The sequence below is a fragment of the Haloarcula sp. CBA1127 genome, from assembly GCF_001485575.1.
In the GTDB taxonomy this organism is placed as follows: domain Archaea; phylum Halobacteriota; class Halobacteria; order Halobacteriales; family Haloarculaceae; genus Haloarcula.
The window spans coordinates 1,219,568-1,238,790 of record NZ_BCNB01000006.1 but is presented as its reverse complement, the minus strand read 5'-3'; the positions used below and the strand labels follow the sequence as shown (position 1 = coordinate 1,238,790).

General features: G+C 63.7%; 12 protein-coding genes. 4 read left to right on the top strand and 8 right to left on the bottom strand.

Annotated elements, in window-relative coordinates; translation table 11 throughout:
- The first annotated feature begins 51 nt into the window (after positions 1-51).
- Complete coding sequence (locus AV059_RS10895; protein ID WP_058994431.1) at positions 52-1,107, top strand: glycosyltransferase family 4 protein; 1,056 nt, start codon at positions 52-54, stop codon at positions 1,105-1,107.
- Between the two features lie 15 nt (positions 1,108-1,122).
- On the opposite strand, the gene AV059_RS10890 is transcribed toward AV059_RS10895, so the two are convergent.
- From AV059_RS10890 to malA, 4 genes are all read right to left on the bottom strand, one after another.
- Positions 1,123-1,452, bottom strand: coding sequence for a hypothetical protein (locus AV059_RS10890; protein WP_005537614.1), 330 nt, complete (start codon positions 1,450-1,452; stop codon positions 1,123-1,125).
- Between the two features lie 129 nt (positions 1,453-1,581).
- On the bottom strand, positions 1,582-2,526 hold the full coding sequence (locus tag AV059_RS10885; RefSeq protein WP_058994430.1) for a sugar phosphate nucleotidyltransferase: 945 nt from the start codon (positions 2,524-2,526) through the stop codon (positions 1,582-1,584).
- A 50-nt stretch (positions 2,527-2,576) separates the two neighbouring features.
- Positions 2,577-7,112, bottom strand: a complete 4,536-nt coding sequence (locus AV059_RS10880; protein ID WP_058994429.1) for a glycoside hydrolase family 15 protein — start codon at positions 7,110-7,112, stop codon at positions 2,577-2,579.
- Between the two features lie 127 nt (positions 7,113-7,239).
- Positions 7,240-9,234 (bottom strand): alpha-amylase MalA, encoded by a 1,995-nt coding sequence (malA, locus tag AV059_RS10875; RefSeq protein ID WP_058994428.1) that lies wholly within the window; start codon positions 9,232-9,234, stop codon positions 7,240-7,242.
- Between the two features lie 97 nt (positions 9,235-9,331).
- Between malA and AV059_RS10870 the strand changes: the two genes are divergently transcribed.
- On the top strand, positions 9,332-9,667 hold the full coding sequence (locus tag AV059_RS10870; RefSeq protein ID WP_058994427.1) for a hypothetical protein: 336 nt from the start codon (positions 9,332-9,334) through the stop codon (positions 9,665-9,667).
- A gap of 490 nt (positions 9,668-10,157) precedes the next feature.
- Here the strand turns inward: AV059_RS10870 and AV059_RS10865 are convergent, their stop codons facing one another.
- Positions 10,158-10,922, bottom strand: a complete 765-nt coding sequence (locus tag AV059_RS10865) for an IclR family transcriptional regulator (RefSeq protein WP_058994426.1) — start codon at positions 10,920-10,922, stop codon at positions 10,158-10,160.
- A gap of 414 nt (positions 10,923-11,336) precedes the next feature.
- Here AV059_RS10865 and aceB point away from each other — a divergent pair, with 414 nt between their 5' ends.
- The gene (aceB, locus tag AV059_RS10860; RefSeq protein ID WP_058994425.1) at positions 11,337-12,644 is read left to right on the top strand and encodes a malate synthase AceB; all 1,308 of its coding nucleotides are present in this window, start codon (positions 11,337-11,339) and stop codon (positions 12,642-12,644) included.
- 43 nt (positions 12,645-12,687) lie between these two features.
- On the opposite strand, the gene AV059_RS10855 is transcribed toward aceB, so the two are convergent.
- Entirely contained in the window at positions 12,688-13,068 is a 381-nt protein-coding gene (locus tag AV059_RS10855; RefSeq protein ID WP_058994424.1) for a VOC family protein, read from the bottom strand.
- A gap of 101 nt (positions 13,069-13,169) precedes the next feature.
- On the opposite strand from AV059_RS10855, the gene AV059_RS10850 reads away from it, so the two are divergent.
- The gene (locus tag AV059_RS10850; protein ID WP_058994423.1) at positions 13,170-16,217 is read left to right on the top strand and encodes an FAD-binding and (Fe-S)-binding domain-containing protein; all 3,048 of its coding nucleotides are present in this window, start codon (positions 13,170-13,172) and stop codon (positions 16,215-16,217) included.
- A gap of 434 nt (positions 16,218-16,651) precedes the next feature.
- Here AV059_RS10850 and AV059_RS10845 read toward each other — a convergent pair whose 3' ends face one another.
- The gene (locus AV059_RS10845; RefSeq protein WP_058994422.1) at positions 16,652-17,950 is read right to left on the bottom strand and encodes a DUF362 domain-containing protein; all 1,299 of its coding nucleotides are present in this window, start codon (positions 17,948-17,950) and stop codon (positions 16,652-16,654) included.
- A gap of 123 nt (positions 17,951-18,073) precedes the next feature.
- The gene (locus tag AV059_RS10840; RefSeq protein WP_058994421.1) at positions 18,074-19,207 is read right to left on the bottom strand and encodes a serine hydrolase; all 1,134 of its coding nucleotides are present in this window, start codon (positions 19,205-19,207) and stop codon (positions 18,074-18,076) included.
- Between the last annotated feature and the right edge of the window lie 16 nt (positions 19,208-19,223).

Below are 19,223 nucleotides of genomic sequence, written 5' to 3'. Positions count from 1 at the left end.
ACATATATATTGTATCCATTTGATGCTATGACGAGAGAGTAAGTTACAGAGATGCCACCGAACGTTCTGATGCTTGGCTGGGGGTTCCCACCCAACATCACCGGCGGGCTTGATACCGCTATCGGGGAGCTGTTCGAACAGCTCGAACCGAGAGACGATGTCGAGTTTGAGCTGGTGTTACCTGCCGAGTACGCGCCGCCGGACCGCGACGGCATTCATGGCGTCTCGACGGGGAGCGGTGACATCATTACCCGCATCGGCCGGCTGGCCGGGGAGTTCGCCGACAAGGCGGCCGACGCCGACATCATCCACACGAACGACTGGTTCGGCTACAACCCCGGTTCACGGGCCAAATCGTCTCACGACGTGGAGTGGATTTCGACCTTCCACTCGCTATCGGCGGACCGCAACGTAACGCCACCACAGCGAGAAGTCGAAACAGAGCAGCGGGTCGCCAACCGCTCGGACCACGTCGTCGCGGTGAGCAAGTTCACACAGCGGCGGATTCGCGAGCAGTACGACGCCGACTCGACGGTCATCTACAACGGGTTCTCGTCGGTGGAGCCGACGGGTCGGGATATCAAAGCGGAGCTCGGTATCGACGGGAAGATGCTGTTTTTCGTCGGCCGACACACCGACCAGAAGGGGCTGTCGTACCTGCTGTACGCGCTCTCGAAGCTCGGTCGGGACGATGTCAGCCTGGTGCTTGGCGGCTCGGGCCATCTCACCGAACAGCTCGAACGGTTCGCGGAGCTGCTGGGCGTCGAGGACCGGGTTTACTTCCCGGGGTATCTCCCCCAGTCGGAACTCGGAGACTACTACAACAGCGCCGACCTGTTCGTCTCACCGTCGCTTGCGGAACCGTTCGGCATCACCATCGTCGAAGCGCTGTCGGTCGGGACGCGCGTCGTCGCCTGCGAGAGCGGGGCCGCCGAACTCCTCAACGAGGACTGTGTCATCGAGGTCGAGCCCGATTCGGACTCCATCGCTGAGGGAATTGAACACGCGCTATCGCTGTCGACGCCGATTGAGTACGACGTTCGGACCTGGGAGGAAGTGGCCGACGAACACGTCGAGTTCTACCACGAGGTTCTGGACGAAGCCTGACCTGCGGCCGTGCGTTCACCGGAGAAAGCGAACGTCCGTGACCGGTTCCGGGTGGACGATCAGATACCCGTCGGCGGTCGGTTCCAGCCCCGTTACAGATGTCGTATCGGTTTGGGTCCGATACGGGCTGTCGGCGGTCCCGTCAGCCGACTGGTAGGGACTGTCGTAGGGTGTCTGCCTGTCCTCCGGCGGGCGGTCGAAATCCTCCGGCGGCAGATATATCTTCTCGCCCGATTTCGAGCGGACCACGACGGCCGTGTCGCGGTCGCCCGAAACATCGATTCTGGTCCGGCCGTCGTCGATTGTCATCTCGAACGTGACTGGCTCTGTTTCTGTTTGTGCCATGTTGTCAGGTAGCTCTCGTACGGCGAGTCAACGACGCTGTGTCACTTAGTCCTTCGCCAGCGGTGTGGTGGCTGGCGGCGAATCGTGTCGCGTCCTGCACTCGAACGGTGGCCCCATCGCCGCGAGCCATCAGCGGTTGATGATGAGCGACCCCGACATGTCGTACCCCTCAACGTGGACGTCCTCGCCGAGAATCGTCTCGTCGAGATCGCAGTCGTGGACCTCGGCGTCCGGGAAGATGATAGCCCGGTCGAGGCTGCTGTCGGTCACTTCCGCCCCGGCCATCACGTGGACAGTCTTACCGATATCAGAGTTCTCGACGGTCGCGTCGGGGTGGATGAGCGACCCGCCGTCGAGTTTCCACTCGACGGTCTCGAAGTACGACTCCGGCGTCCCGATGTCGAACCAGACATCGTCGAACGTGAATGCAGACACCGGTTCCTGCTGTTGCAGCCAGTCGATGTACCAGCCTGGTTCGTCGGGGTTGTTGTCGCCCGAGAGGTACTCCTCGAAACGGAGCGAGTCGGCCGGGAAGGCATAGCAGGCAATCGAGACGAGCGTGCTCTTGGGGTTGTCGGGCTTCTCCTGGAAGTCGACGACGCGCTCGCCGTCGAGTTCAACGAGCCCGTAGGACTTGGCTTTCTCCCGCGAGCCCACGTCGTAGGCGGCCAGTGCCGGCCCGTCGCGCGCCTCGAAGAAGTCGAGGAACTCCGAGGGATCGAAGCCGATCAGGTTGTCGCCGCCGATGATGAACAGGTCGTCGTCGATACCTTCGCGGTTGATCAGTTGCGCGAGCGCGCCGACGACGCCGAACTTCTCGTCTTCGTCCGCCGTGCTCTCGACAGAGAGTTGGACCTTTTCGTAGCCCATCTCGTCGATGTGGGCCTCGAACTCGTCGGCGAAGGCCTCGTTCGTGCTGAGGTACGTCGTCCCGATCCGCTCGTCGTCTTCCAGTGACTGGAGAACGCCGTCGATAACGGTCGTTTCACCGACCGGGAGTAGCATCTTCGGCCGACGTCGCGTGATCGGCCACAACCGTGTCGCGTAGCCGCCAGCTAAAACTATCGCGTCCATATCCCACAGTCAAAGCCGAATTATAAAGTGGTAACTAATTGTCGGCAGCTCTAGAGGTTGAGCTGCCAGACAGTTGTCCCAGCGGTGACCAGATCCTCGTCGTCCGCGGCGGCAACGATTACCTGATTCTCACCAGGGTCAACGTCGACGGCGACTTCGAATTCGCGGTTCTCGACGGGGATGTACGTGATGTCGGCAGGCGTCTTGACAACGACACAGACTCCGGTCGTCTCGCCGGAGACGACCAGTTCGTTCCCGCGGAACTGCGTATCGACGCGGAGCGCGGGGCTGCGGTCGGGCCTGTGCGCCCGCCGCTCCCGGTAGCGGTCGTCGACAAACGCGGGCGTTTCGACGGGCTCGCCGGCGCTGATGCCGTGAGCCAGCCGCACGTACTGGGCCATCGACCACGCCAGCGGCGTCGCCGAGCCGGTCCCTTCGGCGAATTCCCAGTCGTACTCAGTCGCGTGACCCCGGTCCCAGATCTGCTCGGCGATCATCCGCCCCGAGTTCGCCACGTCCTGCATCATCTGGAGGGCGTTCTCCGGTGGGATGTCCGGGTCGTCACGGTGGAGTTCGTACTCGGCGCGCTCGCCGGTGAGCAATGGCCAGAGGCGGCCCTTCCCCTTGTGTTCGACCGTCCACGGCGCGCCCTGGTCGTCCCGGCCGCGTTCGCCGTAGCCGTCGCCGTTGTACCGGTAGAACCCGGGTGCGTACTCCGTGTCGACGCTGATCGTGTCGTCGACTTCGACGAGCGAGTTCCGGATAGTTTCGTCGTCGTCGGGCTTGATGCCCAGCCGGACGAGTTCGAGGAAGCCGCCGTCGATGATGTTGCGTTCGTCCAGCGTCGGGCCGTCGTTGGCGAGTGTCCGGAGGTGCCCCATCTCGGGGTTGCCATCGAGCGTGATCCGCGTGTAGTAGGGCGTGTTGGTGTGGCGTTCGGTCCCGGTCTCGGTCGCGGTCCAGGCCTCGACGTTGTTCGCCCACTGGTCAGCCAGCGACAGCCAGACGAGTGCGTCGGCCTCGTGACCGGTGTCGAGGGCGAGCTTCGCCGCACACGCGAGCCCAGCGATTTCGGCCGCAATCGAGGACGGCGAGAAGCCGGCCTCCTCCTCCCAGCGCTCCTGTGCGGTCTCGGGGCCGTGGCGGACGACGTACTCGGCCGACCGCCGGACGTTCTCGTAGCTGTACTCGACATCCTCGAAGTCGACGCCGCCTTCGGCGAGGCGATAGGCCATCACCTGCGGGAACGAGATGTTGTCCATCTGCTCGCCGCCCCAGCGGGTCGTCCCGTTGACGTAGGTGTTCTGCGGGATGAAGCCGGCGTCATCCTGCTGGTACTCGTAGATATACTCCAGTTGGTCCGTTGCGATGTCCAGCGACCCGATGGCGTCGAACACGCTGAACACCTGATACAGGTCCCGTGACCAGACGAAGTTGTAGCCGTAGCCTTTGGGCTCTTCGGCGTGGACGGCTTCGCCCCACGGCACGGACGGCGAGGCGATAGACGCCCCGTGGTAGGTCTTGTCCTCGACGGCGAGGAGCGTCATCAGCGCTGTTCGGTACTGGTTCGCCAGCTCCTCGTCGTCAGCAACCGAGTCCGGAAGTTGCTTGTCCGACAGGAAGTCGGCCCAGCTGTCGGCGTACTCGGCGCTGACCGTCTCGTAACCGCGGTCGAGCGCGCCGTCGGCTTCGCCCAGTGCGGCGGCGGTGTCGGCCTGTCGCGCGAAGCCGAGCGCGACCGTGTCCCTGACTCTGGTTCCCGAATCCAGCCGACCGATGAGGACGAGGTTCGTCCCGTCGATGGATTCAACCGGGTCCGGGAGGTCGCCGTCGGAGTACAGCCCATCGAGGCGGTCGCTGCCGGCCGCGCCGACGGTGGCCCAGTCGAAGCGCCCAGCCGCGGCCATCGCCACGGCGATAGAGTAGGCGTCGCCGTTCTCGTCGACGAGCAGGTCGTTATCGGTCTGGTCAGTGTACGCGAGGGGGTTCCGACCGACAAGGTGGTAGCTCCCGGGCTGACCGTATCTGATGGCGCGGTCCTCGGTGATCGTGCTGGTGAGCGCGATGTCCGCGACCGAGAACACGTCGTAGGATTTGTCGTCGGCTGAGCTGAACGACACGTCGGCGACGATGGCGTCGTGTTCGGGGTCAGTCGCGTAGTCGACGGTGAGCGTCCACTCGTGGCCCTGGCCGTCGCCGGTCTCGGTGAAAACGTGGCGGTAGAGCAGCGCCTCGTCGTCGACCGGTTCGACACGTCGCCTGACACTGTCGTCGGTCCGGCGGTTCTCGCGGTGGGTCCGGACGGCATAATCCGTCTCGTCCGTACACCGGACCAGGAAATCCAGCGTCCGCAGATTCATCATGTCGACCTGCGGATAGCGGGCCTCCGTCAGCGCGCCCTCGGTGAGCGTGAACCAGACGCGCGAGGGGTCCTGCTCGTCGTGGTCGGCGACGGTGCCAATGCCGTACTTCTCTCCGGTCGTCCACGTCGGACGCTCGCTCGGCCCCTCGGTCCCGGCCGATGTCGTCGGGAGCGCGTTTAGCTCACCCAGCCGGGCCGTCGCGTGGAGCCGCAACGCGTGGGACCAGCCAAGCGGCGTCGCGCTGTCGAGAGCGCCGTCGTCGAAGGCCTGCTCGGCGAGGTAGCCGGCGTCGGTCGTGAGCGGTCCGTCCTCCTCGAGCAGCTCGTACAGGTCGCTCGCACGGTCGAGGTAGGCGTCGCCGCGCTTGTCGCGGTCGTTCAGCATATCGCCCACGCGGGCGGCGGCGAGTGCCCCCATCGCCGTCGTGACGGTCCAGACCTTCTCGCTGTCCTGATGGCCGGTCCGCCAGCGGTCGCCCTCGTAGCGGGCCAGTCCCGCGACCCGGCTGTCAGTGGGGTTCCGGAAGAGCGTGTCAAGCGTCGTGCTCACGTGGTCGGCCAGACGCGTGAGATGCTGGTCAGAGAGCGCCGTCCGCTCGACGCTGTCGTACTCCTGTAGCGCATCCGCGAGGTGGAGTCCCGCAGCGTCGATGCGGTGGTCCGGCGTTCCGTTTGTCAGCCCCATCACGTACACCCCCAGATCACTGTCCCAGAGCGTATCCAGTCCGTCTAGCAATCGGTCGGCTGCCGCCAGACTCTGCTCACAGACCGATTCGGGCATCGGGGCACGGCCCACCGCAGCGAAGGCCTCGATGAACGTCGCAGTAGTGTGCGTGAACTGTCCGATTGAGTCCTCCCAGACGTTCTGACACGGCTCGGGCAGGTCGTTGGCCGCGATGTCTTCGGTGAGCGTGTCGACGGCTGTCTGGATTGTCTCCCGAACCATCGCCGTCAGTTCGGCGTCCATCTTGCTGCGGTGTGTTCGCAACAGTGTCGCGAGGAAGGCGGTGACGGTCGCGGTCTGGTCAGCCTGATACTCCGGCGACTCGGCGTTGTGCTCGACTCTGGCGTTGGCCCAGCCCGGCGCGATAGCCCCGGTGTCAGCCCAGACGCGGTGGGGCCACCGCCCGTCGGAAAGCTGGCTGTCACAGAGGAACGCCGCGCTCTCTGTCAACATCTCGACGGTATCGATATCGAGTCGGTCGCCGGCTTCGAGCAGATGCCGAGAGACCGAGGCGTCATCGCGGAACCAGACGTAGCCGTAGCCGCCGGAGTTCGAGTAGAACGGGTCGAACTCTGGGGCAGCGATGCGGCCGCCGGTCGGCGAGGACAGCAGGTCGAGCACCCGCAGGTCCATCCGTATCGAGTCCGAGCGTGGCATGGCTTCAGTCACGTCGATGCGCGTTCGTTCCCGTCCAGCCTGCCGGAGGTCGTCAGACGTCGTATGCTCCGTCACACAGTCGGCGAGGTCGAGCAGTGCCGTCTCCCGGTCAACCTCGTCGTGGTTCGAGAGCTGACTGACGAGCGTCGTGTCCTTGCTGCGTCCGGACCGGTCGAGTGGCGCGGTCACGAGGAAGTCGCCGGTGAGGCGGGTCTGGTCGCGTCGCTCGACCGGCTCCGACCGCGGGAACTCAATCGGGCTGTCCGCAAGTATCTCGGCGAGGCGCTCCGGTCGCTGCCCGGCGACGGCGTCCAGCCCGGTCGACGAGGCGAGGTAGTCGTGCTCTCGCCGGTGGTACACTTCAAGCACCCGCGAGTTGTCGGGTCCGGCGTCCTCGTGAATCAGCGAGCCGACGCCGCTGTCGCTGCTATCGGGGGCCAGCGTGACGAACGCAACGAGTTTGGCGTTCTGTGGAACCGCCCCGCGCATCGCGACGTGCGTGACGTGTGCCCGTCCCAGCGTCAGGTCGTACTGGTGGACCGTGAACGACCCCGCGTCGTATTCGGTCTCGACGAGCCGCGTCTCGCGGTAGTAGTGCTGTCTGATTGTCTCCAGGTCACTGAACCACCGTGTTTCGTCCCCAAGCATAACCCCGAGCCGAGACCGGTCGATACCGGAGAGCCCGGAGAGCGAATCGGAATAGTCCTTCAGCGTGCCGTCTTCGCCGACGTGTACGAGTCGGTCACTGTGCCCGGAGAAAGAGCCTGAAACAGTCCTGCGCTCCTCTGGAAAGCGCTCATGACGAGTTCGTTTGTATTCGTTGAGCGCTGTCGAAAGCCGCATACACATCAAAGCAGACCAATCTCTATAAACTCCTGTGGTTCGGACAAATTAGTGATACTTCGACGGGTATGACTGCGTATCCCCGAAAGGCGAGGCTGTTGCTGCTGAACGGACCCACCAGCGCGGATTACTGGCTCAGGTCACTCTCGTCAGCCGGAAACACGCTCACGCTATCGACGGTCACAGTCGCGCCTCCATCACCAGCAACCCCACGGTGCTCCCCGGAGACGAGGTCGGTATCGTCGGTCCCGGCTGGGAGCCCGACCGTCGTCGGCTCGCTGCCGAAGTTGAGTACCACGACGGCCGCGTCCTCGTCAGTCGCCCGAGCGTACGCGATGACACGGTCAGACGGGCCGTTCCGGACCTCGTACGGGATTCTGACGAGGTCCGCATCCGCCGACAGCGCCGGCTGGTCGTGTCTGGTCGCCGAAAGGTCGCTGACGAACGACTGGAGCGTCTCGTCGGCGTGGTCCCACGCGAGGTCGTCGCGCCGGCCCCGCTGGCCGAACTCCTGGCCGGCGTACAGCAACGGTGCGCCCGGGAGCGTGAACAGCGCCCCCGCGGCGGCCTCGGCGGCGTCCCGCCCGTAATCGACGATGTAGCGCGTTTCGTCGTGGTTCTCCGCGTACAGCATGAACGACGCGTGCTCGGGGAAGCCGATTTCCGCTCGCCCCTCGATGGCACTGAGGACCGCCTCGGCGTCGCCGCCGTCCCCGACCTGCCGGAGCGCGGCGTAGGTCGTCGAGTCAAAGTGCATATCGAACAGCCCGGCCTGAAAGTCGGGGATATACGGAATGGTCTCGTCCAGAAGCAGGAACTCACTGTCGTGGTCCTTGCAGTAATCGTGGATCTCACGCCAGAAGCTGTTCGGGACGGCCCAGGCCATATCACAGCGGAACCCGTCGACCAGTTCGGCCCACTGGGCGACTGCATCGAGCAGGTGTCGGCGGACCGGCAGGTGGTCGAAATTGAAGTTCGCGATGTGTTCCCACTCGAAGTACGTCTCCGGTTCGGTGTCACTTCGCCACTCGTACCACTCCCGGTAGTCGGCGTCCGGTCCCTCCACGGCGGACTCGAAGTAGGGGTGGGTCCGCGCCGAGTGGTTACACACGAGGTCGAACAGGACCTTGAACCCGCGGTCGTGGGCCGCCTGAATGAACCGCTCGTAATCCGCGGAGGTGCCAAGGTCCGACGCGATTTCGAAGAAATCAGTGATGTTGTAGCCGTGGGGCGCGTGGTCGTTCTGTAACACCGGCGTGAGCCAGATGGCGTCGACGCCGAGCGAGTCGAGGTAGTCCAGCCGGTCGATGATCGCGTCGAACGGCGAGTCATCGCTCTCACCGGCGAACGTGCGGACGTAGATCTCGTAGATGACAGCGTCTTCGGCCCAGGCCGGCGCGTCGTACGGTCGGCTGGCAGCGACCCCGTCGCCGCTCGTCACTGTCTCGATGCCGCCCCCGTCGCGGCTAAACTCGACGGCGTCGGGCACGCTGTAGCCGTGGTCTCCGATGGCAACGGCGTGGATGCGGGCGCGGTCGGGGAGCGCGTCCAGCGGAATCCGGAGAGCAGTCCCGTCCCGAGTCACTGCGTCGGCGTCGATGTCGTCGCGGTCGTCCAACAGGAACTCGACGGCGAGGTCGCCGGCCGTCTCGGTCCCCTCCGGGTGGGGACTGCAGTCCGCCCGAACCACGGCTTCGTCGCCCTCAATCTCCGGCCGCAATGTCAGTCGCGGCTGCCCGCCGCCACCCCCTCCGTCGCTGCCGTCCCCTGTCTGTGTGTACTCGCCACTGCCGCTGCGACCGGGGCCGCTTTGCCCGCCGGAAACGCCACCGCTTCGCCCGCCTGAGCGGCCGGACGTGTGTGTATCACTCGGCTGGAGACTCCCCGGAAACGCACGCACAGTGAGGTCGTGTTCGCCGTCGGGTGCAGTGAGTCGGATGACGTATCTGCCCGGCGCGTCGGGGACGAGGTGCTCGACCGGGTCGTCGCCGAGCGATACCGTTGATTCCTTCGGTGCCTGCGTCAGTCGCCACGTGTAGGTCGCCGACGGGTCCGGGTCGCGGGGCGCGAGTTCGACCTCGTCACCCGTCGCCACGAACCGCGGCGGTCCAGGATGGTGCATAGGTTCACTGCGATTGACAGTGTCTTTGTACTTGGGGTAGCCGCGAGCGTCCCGCCGCCGGCAGCACCGCTTTCTGGCTACGGCGTGTACCGTCCCTGTGCCCAGCTACCGACGCGATGCCGGGTTTGCCCTGCTCTGTGGACTGGTGCTTGTCGCGTATCTTCGCCGGGCCGGTGCACTCGACACGCTCTGGGCCGAATCCGCCGTCGCCGTCGGGGTAATCGGCGCACTGGGTGTCGAAGCGCTGTTCATCCTCGACACACCTGTGGCGTCACTGTGGGAGCGCCGCGGCGTGCGGACGGCTTCGGCTGTCACGCTTCTGGGTGTTGCTGGCGGATTCGCAGTCTTTCTGGGTCCAGTCGTCGTCGCCGCGGCGTGCTGGGGGCTCATAACGTACTTTGGTATCCTCGTCGTGGCTCTGTGGTATCGATAATCGTTCGCTCTTCGCAAGAACAGTCCAGTCACAACACCAGCCGGTGGTCGTCCACCAGCTATGTTTGGAACTCCGGATAGCGACAACTGACACCGATGCGTCTGGATAGACGTATCTCTGGCAGAGATACATCTCATTTCGGCGTTCAAAATCTTCATTCGAATCTTTGTGGCCAATTTGCAGTTTATCTCTTCTTTTGCACCTATATTATGCCTATAAATAGCCATTTTTAGCTATCTGTGCTTGTCTATTAAAATCCTCTCTGCAAAATAGGCTATAAGATACTATACAGGGCTACAGTAGTCAGATTCTATGGTTACATGGAGATATATGGAGCGGAGTGTTCTTCTCTGATGCAGTCCGACCTGTCCACCACGGCACGGGTACTCGGCTGTCGAATAACAACTGTACTAGTATTAGATTCCACCGGGTATCAGCCAGCTGTCGGCGATGGAACTTGGTTGATCTGGCGAGACCACAGACAGCGTGGTTACTCGTGGGCCAGATTGACCTCGATGACGTTGGCAGCCTGCTGTACCGTGTCGATGAGCTGTGCCTTGCGGCCCGGCGATTGCAACCGGTTGATGGGCGCGGTGATGCTGATGGCGGCCTCGCGACGGTCGCCGGTATCGATAGGAACCCCGACACAGCCGGTCCCGTCGACCCGCTCCTCGGTGTCGTCGGCGACGCCGCGTTCTCGGATCGTTTCCAGTTCCGCAAACAGCGTCTCGCGGTCTGTAATGGTGTTGTCCGTCTCGGCCGGCAGCCCACGGGTCTCGATGATTTCCGTGACCCGGTCGTCGTCGAAACTCGACAGGAGCGCTTTGCCGATGGCGGTCTTGTGGAGGTGGATGCGTTTCCCGAGGCGCGTATCGAGCGCGACTGCCTGGTCGCCGCTGGTCGTGTGGATGTAGATACCGTAGCCCTGCTCCTCGATCATCAGGTTCGCCAGTTCGCCGGTCTCGACGGCCATCCGTCTGACCTCGGGCTTTGCGACTTCGTAGATGCCATCATAGCGCTGTGCCATGCCCCCGAACTCCAGCCACCGGAGCCCGATGCGGTACTCGCCGTCCCGTTCGACGACTAGTCCCTCGTCTTCCAGCGTCACCAGGTGTTTGTATATCGTGCTCTTGGCCGGCTCCAGCGAGTCAGCGAGTTCGACCAGCGTCGCACTCCCGCCGAGGTCTTTGATACCCGAGAGTACCGCCAGCGAAGTCTGCGTCGCCCGGACCGAGTCCGTTTTTGCCCGTGTCATTAGTCACCAGTTCTGGCGCCGCTCGAATAAAATTGCCGTATCGGCTGTGACAACCGCTCTGCGGTAGCTTCCGGGACTGAACGTACGGCGAGAGGGACGTCATTGAATTCTTCGACCGGCACGGGTATTCGAAAAGACGAAACGGAAAATCGGATTCACTGGCGCGAAGCCACCGGTCGAAGTCGCCGGTGACTCCGTGATGTGGCGACCGAACGGCCACAAGATACCGACAGACCAGTGTGCGCCGTCGACCGTTGTGTCGTCCGGGCGAGCGAGTAGTGAAAGAAAAGATAGCAGATATATTTCGTATTTTCGAATCCAATGAAAGACGGTGGAACGACCGCTCTCGTCGATGTTTCGGTCGATAGTGGACGGTAGATTTAAGCGGTTCCGTCGGGTTCTTTGAGGTGAGTTATGAGTGTGACGCGACACTACGACCGCGAGTTCGTCAGAACGTTCTTTACATCGCCGACAGCAGTGGACGGTGAGGATGACTCTGCGAAGATGCTGCGGAGCGCCGGCCAGCTCCGTGGCCTGCAGGCCCCGGACGTCTGGGTCCCGGACAACGAAGACGCGACGGCACCGAATATGCGCGACGAGGGTGTCGAGAACATCATCGACGTCGTCGCCAACCAGGGCGCTGAGTTCCCCGGCGAGATCCACCCGCGCGTCGTCTGGCACCGCGAGTCCCCAGCGACCCGCTATCAGGGCTTCCAGCAGATGCTGGAGATCACGGACCCCGAGAACGGCGCGGTCGAGCACATCGACGGCTTCGTGATTCCGGAGGTTGGTGACATCGACGACTGGAAGAAAGCCGATGAGTTCTTCACAATCATCGAGAACGAACACGGGCTCGAAGAAGGGAGCCTCTCTATGTCGGTCATCGTCGAGAGCGGCGAGGCCGAACTGGCGATGGGCGACCTGCGGGACGAGATGGGCAAGCCCTCGAACAACCTCGAACGCATGTTCCTGCTCGTCGACGGCGAAGTCGACTACACGAAGGACATGCGCGCGATGACGCCCACTGGCGAGCTTCCGCCGTGGCCGGAACTGCGCCACAACACCTCCCGGGGTGCCAGCGCCGCGGGCCTCATCGCCGTCGACGGCCCGTACGACGACATCCGGGATGTCGAGGGGTACCGCGAGCGGATGCAGGACAACCGTGCGAAGGGGATGACCGGCATCTGGTCATTGACGCCGGGCCAAGTCGTCGAGGCGAACACGGCCCCACTGCCGCCGAAGACTGGGAGCTGGCTGCTCGAAGCCGGCGGTCAGGAAGTCGAACTCGAAGCACGGGACGGCAAGCAGGTGTACGACGGCGACGACCTCTCGCTGGAGGCGGACGGCGACGGCGGCTACGTCCTGCAGGCGGGCGGTGAGCGACTGGAACTGGACGAGGACGAACTCACTGAGGAACTGCTCGACCGCACCGCCTACATCCCGAGCATGAACGATATCGTCGACTCGATGGAGGAGTTCGAAGCCGCGAAGGAGGCCGGCAAGGGTGCCATTGCGATGACCCAGGCCGCCACGCTGGTCATTGATGGCGTCGAGGTCGACATCAGCAAAGACCGGATGTGGGACGAAGCGACCTATCAGGCCGCTCAGACGCCCATTACGCTGTTCCAGGACGTGTACGAGCACCGGCCGGACCAGCACGAGGAACTGGAGGAGATGTACGGGGCTGACATCGTCGAACGCGCCACGGCTGTCGGGAACTGACGGGCGCGCACCGTTTCGTCACTCGAAACGCCGTGGGCGCGGTTCAGTCTTCGAGGGGTTCGATGAGTTCGACGTGATGGCCGTCGGGGTCAGCGACGAAGGCCGTGTACGCACCGGCTTCCGGCTGTGGACCTGGCTCTTTGACGACACCGTGGTGGTCGATTCGCTCGACCGTCGCGTCGACGTCGTCCACGCCGAGTGCGAGGTGGTCCCAGCCGGACCCCATCTCGAAGCTCGTCTCCCCGTTGGTTTCCGATAGTTGCAGCTCGACGCCGCTGTCGTCGGCCACGTAGTAGTTCGTCGTCTCGCCGTCCGGCGTGGTGAACTGCCAGGACTCCTCGAAACCGAACTGCTCGTAGAACGCGATCGATTCTGTGGCGTCGGCGACGTTCAGGCATATGTGGAGTATGCTTGCACTGGCCATACATCGCTTCCAGTGCCCTCGGGCAAATAGCTGGCGGGCGTCAAGAGCGAATTGTGACCGCATGCCATAGACTTTAATGATTATTACTCCTGAATGCCCGTATGGCGATCGAAAATGTCGAGGACACCTGGTCAGCACAGGAACTGGACCTGGATCGACCGGATGTCGACGCGTATCGGGACCTGGCGGACGTGCTCCGTTCGCGGGTCGCAGGTGGGGTTGAGTTCGACGAATACGCTCGGATTCTGTACGCGACGGACGGAAGCATCTACCGCGCCGAACCGGCAGGAGTCGTGTATCCGACCGATATCGACGACGTTCGGGCAGCCGTCGAGGTGGCGACGAGCCACGGCGTTCCGATACTACCCCGCGGCACCGGGTCGTCACTCGCTGGGCAGACTGTCGGCCCGGGCTGTGTCGTTCTGGATATGTCCCGGCACATGGACGACATCCTCGATATTCGGCCGGACGAGCAGACGGTGCGTATCCAGCCCGGCGTGGTGCAGGACGACTTAGACGACACGCTGGCCGGGTACGGCCTGAAGTTCGCTCCGGACCCCGCGTCGTCGAACCGCGCGTCTGTCGGCGGCGGCATCGGGAACAATTCTACTGGCGCACACTCCGTCAGGTACGGCATCACTGACGCCTACACCGATGCGGTGAAGGCCGTCCTCTCTGATGGCTCACTCATCCACGCCCGCGAGGTCGTCATCGACTCGCCGGAGTGGGACGACATCGTGAGCAAGGACGACCGGGAAGCCGACATCTACCGGACGGTCCGGCAAGTCGTCGAGGAGAACGCCGAGGAGATCGAGGAGCGTTACCCGGACCTCAAACGCCGGGTGTCGGGCTACAACCTCGACCGCGTCATCTACGAGAACGACGACGGCGAGCGGGTGTTGAACCTCGCGAAGCTGTTCGTCGGGAGCGAGGGGACCCTCGGGGTCATCGTCGAGGCCGAGCTCTCGCTGGTGACGGTCCCCGAGGAGACCGCGCTGGCGCTGTACTGTTTCGACACGCTCGCGGACGCGATGAAGGCCGTCCCGGTTGCGCTCGACTACGACGTCAGCGCAGTCGAACTGATGGACGACGAGGTGTTCAGGCTCGCGGCCGGCTCCGACGGCTACGCCGAGTACGTCGAGCCGATTCCCGACCGCGCGGCGGCCGCGCTGATGCTCGAATACGACTCGGAGTTGCACGATGACTTCGAGGCGGCCATCGCGCGGACGAACGAGCGATTCCTCGATAACGGAACGGCTTTCGACGTGGTCGAGGCTTACACCGACGCGGATCAGGCCGACCTCTGGAAGCTCCGGAAGGCGGCGATTCCGCTCCTGATGTCGATGGACGGTGACCCCAAGCCATACCCATTCATTGAGGACGCGACGGTCCCGCCGGCCGAACTGGCGGAGTACGTCGAGAAGTTCGAGGAAGTGCTGACCGACCACGACACCTCCGCCGCATACTTCGCCCACGCCGGCTCCGGGACGCTCCACATCCGCCCGATTCTCAATCTGAAAGAGGAATCCGGCATCGAGGCCATGCACTCTATCACCGACGACGTGACCGACCTCGTGCTGGAACACAAGGGGTCGTTCTCCGGCGAGCACGGCGATGGGATGGCCCGAACAGAGTTCACGCCCAAGATGTACGGCGAGACGCTCTGGGACGCGTTCAAACAGGTCAAGACGGCCTTCGACCCGCAGTGGTGGATGCACCCGGGCAACGTCGTCTACCGCGACGGGCCGGCGGATATCGGCCCTGATGCCGACCGGGGGGTCGGTGCGGACATGCGGGAGAACCTCCGGTACGGGCCCGACTACCAATCTCTGGAGCCACAGGCGACGCTGGACTTCGAGGACGAAGGCGGCTTCTCGGAGCTCGTCGAGCTGTGTAACGGCTGTGGGACATGCCGCCAGACCGACGGAGACGTGATGTGTCCGACATACCGCGCCTCGGAGGAGGAGGTCCAGACGACGCGGGGCCGCGCGAACCTCCTCCGGTCAGCTATCAGCGGCGACTTAGACGAGGACGAGATCCATTCCGACCGGTTTCAGGAGGAAGTGCTCGACCTCTGTGTCGGCTGCAAGGGCTGCAAGAGCGACTGCCCGACCGGGGTCGACATGGCGAAACTCAAGACCGAACTGAAACACCAACACCACCAGGCGGAGGGGACCAGCCTCCGGGAGCGCCTGTTCGCCAACATCGACACCGCCTCGAAAATCGGGTCGGCGCTGGCCCCGGTCTCGAACTGGGCGACAGACATCCCGGGCGCACGGGTGGTCATGCAGAAAGTGTTCGGCATCGCGCCGGAGCGCGAACTCCCCACCTTCAGCCGGGAGACGCTCCGGGACTGGTTCGACGCCCGCGGCGGCTCGACTCTCTCACGGACCGAGGCCGACCGCAAAGTCCTGCTGTTCCCCGACACGTACACGAATTACTCGTACCCGGCCGCCGGCAAAGCCGCCGTCGAAACGCTGGAGGCCGCGGGCGTCCACGTCACCATCCCTGACGACACTGCACCGTCCGGGCGGGCGGCGTACTCCACCGGGATGCTGGACCTCGCTCGCGAGCGTGCCGAGACGAACGCAAATCGGCTGTCGGACCGCGTCGCGGACGGCTGGGACGTCGTGTTTGTCGAACCCTCCGACGCCGTGATGTTCCAAGACGAGTATCTGGACTTACTCGACGGGTCGGCAGTATCGCAAGTGGCCGACAGCGCCTACGGCGTGCTGGAATACCTCGATACGTTCCGACTCGACGACGCGCTGCCGGTCGAGGACCGCTCACTGGGGGCTGCCGGCGCGGTCAGCTACCACGGCCACTGTAACCAGAAGGGGACCAACAAGGACCACCACGCCGTCGGCGTCATGCGCCGCGTCGGCTACGAGGTCGACCCGCTGGACTCGACGTGCTGTGGCATGGCCGGGAGCTTCGGCTACCATGACGAGCACTACGACCTCTCGAAAACTATCGGGCGGCTGCTGTTCGACGAAGTCGATGAGAGCGATGGTGACCGCGTCGTTGCTCCGGGCGGCTCCTGCCGCTCGCAGTTGGGAGACCGCGACGGCGTCGACGAGATTCCGCCACACCCTATCGAGGTCGTCGCCGAGCAACTACCAGACACGACAGTCGAGCAGTCGGTATGACAGGTTCGGCGACTGTTCGCGTAACTCAGAGGGCAGACCTGGTGGAACGTATCCGGTAGTTTCCGGACACACCTGAGTCTGAGGATAATTGAGTCGTGTATGTCTCCAGATCTTGCGTTTTCATCGGCTCTTGTAGTTAGATAGGGGCAAGCTATACTATTTCTTACTTTCAATTCCATATTCGCGTTAAAATACTCGAATCATTTCTTTCTGAGAATAGTAGGCGCGATATAGATGTATATATCCACTCAATAGGATTGGTTCCCTCAAAGTGGAAGTAATACTCGTGCCTCTGCTTGCATCCAGTGCTGCCAGTTCAGACTGAATCCTATTCCGATAGTCTCATCTATCTGAGGTTTTGTGGCTAGGGAAACGAATGTACAGTTGTTAGAAATTGTTCCAGATGCATGACGGGGACCGTCGCTACCCGGTAGTCAGTTCCCGAGAAACGACGCGGTGCCGTCGGTGAACGCGAGCGACTCGCGGTCGGTAACTGTAGCGGCATTCGGCAGGTCCCCGACAAGCGGCTCGGAGACGTGGAGCGTCGAGAGGTCCTGTGTGGTCTGTATCCAGACGATACGGACGGTGTCAGGATCGTAGCCCCCGAGCGCGGACAGCGCCGCCCGGATGGCGAACTCGTCGTCCGGCGCAACGAGTGGGAGCTTCGCCTTCGCCGTCGAGCCGCTGGTGAGCGCGTTCGCGTACGTCTTCTGCAGGTCCAGCTGGTCGACGGCGGCCCGGCGGGTGATGTCGGCCAGGCCGATACCGTTGCCGTTGCCCTTCGTCGCCTCGGTGAGTCCGCGGGCGTACAGCAACTTGATAGACGGTTCGTCGGGGTCTGGCGCGTTGAGGACGCGGTAGCGGCCGATGACGTTCGTGTCCATCCCCGCGCCGGAGACGTCCTTGCCGAGCTCGTCGACGACGAGCAGGTCGATATCGTCGACTGGGAGCGTCGCCATCTCGTCGTAGGCCTGTTCCAGCAGCGCTGGCTCACGGTCGGTGAACGAGCCCGCTGGAATCGCCTCGACGTGGGCCGTCTCCTCGTGGAAGTTCTCGACCAGCGCCACGCCGCCGACCAGCGGCAGTGCCGACTCGACAACCGGGAGTGCGGCTTCCAGCGTCTCCACGTACCCCTGCTTGATGGCTGTCGAGTGGAACGCCTTCGCGCCGTGTTGCTTGCCCAGCCCGACGACGGTCATCTTCGTCAGACCGCTCTCAATGCGGCCACTGTAGTTGGTGTGAGGTTTCACTCGGTTCACGACGACGACGGCATCCGCCTCCCGTGCCGCCGTCGAAACGTGGACCGGAAACTCGGTGTCACCGACGGTGACGGTGTCGACCTGTGCAGTGTCCATCCGAGCGTCGATGGGGGCATCGAGGCGCGATTCCGTGATACCCAGGCTTTCCAGCACTTCACGCTGGCCCTCGGGCGTTGCCCCGCCGTGGCTCCCCATCGCCGGGACGACGACCGGCTCGAAACCCTTGTCGCGAACAGCTTTGACGACAGCCTCGGCGATATCGTCGATACAGTGAATGCCACGGCTGCCGACGGCAACGGCAACGGTCGCGCCCGGTTCCAGCCCGTCGAGATCGAGGCGGTCGAGTTCGGCCCGCACCGCAGCAGACGGGTCATCGACGGCGGCCGTCTCCGGCTCGTACTGGACGCGAGCGAAGTTCGGCAGCGGCTGTGGGTCAATGAGGGCATCCACGTCGCCTCGGTCGGGGAAGTTCATATCAGAGGATTAGCGGCGGGCCATACAAAAACCAGGGTCGCCCAGCCCTATTGTGGCCGGAGATACGAACGTCGGCCCGAACAGTCGGAAATACCTACGGCGGCAGCCCCTAGATCGGCGCGGTCAGTCCTGCAACAACAGCCGGACGGCGTCAGAAAGCTGGCCGACACGAGCGGCGTGTTCGAAGGACTCCTCGCGGATACCGTTCGTGACGAGCGCGAACCCGACGTTCAGTTCAGGGTCGCCCCACCCGAACGAACTCCCGAGGCCGGCGTGGCCGAACATCCGTTCTTTGCTGGCGGCCCCGAACATATCGGCGGCCAGCCCGCCGGTCCAGACGCCGAGTCCGTAGCGGGCCGGACGCGACAGCGTGCCGTCGGATTCCGTTTCAGCGTGGGTCGTGGTTGCCTCGTCAACAGTCGCTTCGGTCAGCAGTTGCGTCCCGTCCAGCGACCCGCCGTTTGCGAGACAGGCGTAGAACCGGGCCATGTCCCGGGCGGTGCCGATGCCGTTGGCTGCTGGAATCACCGCCCGATGGGTCGCTTCCTGATTGTACGCCGCGGCGTACTCGGCGGCAGGGTCTTCAAGCCCTTCTTCGACGTCGGTACACCGCTCGGACGTCTCGTAGCCGGCGAGTGTCGCCACGTCGTCGGGTTCGTCGTCGCGCAGGCCGATACCGGTATCGTCCATCCCAAGCGGCTCGAACACGTTTTCGGCGACGTATGCTTCGACCGGCTGGCCGCTACAGCGTCGGATGAGTTCGCCGACCAGCCAGCCGTAGTTGATGGCGTGATACGCCGGAGTCGTTCCAGGCTCGAACACGGGCTCGATATCTTCCATCGCCGTGACGACGGCATCCCAGTCGCCCCATCGCTCGGGCTGGTCGTCAAACTCGCCGAAAGGGATACCGGCGGTGTGGCTGAGCACCTGCCGGACAGTGATCGATGCTTTCTGTGTGCCGTCGTCGGCAAACTCCGGCCAGTGCTCGACTACCCGGTCGTCGTAGTCGAGTTCGCCCTGCTCAACGAGTTGGTGCAGGCCGACGCCGGCGAACGGCTTCGTACAGGAAAACAGGAGGTGACGCGTCTCGGGCGTCGTTTCGTCACCGTCGGGACCTGTGGAGCCGCCGGCGAAATCGACGACTAGGTCGCCGTCGACGTACACCGCCAGCTGTGCACCGTGGTGCAGTCCGACATCGAGCTGTCGCTCGAACTGGGCCCGAAGCTGTTCGATGGCGTCCGCGCTGAGCTGTGGCATGGTATGACTTGAATCC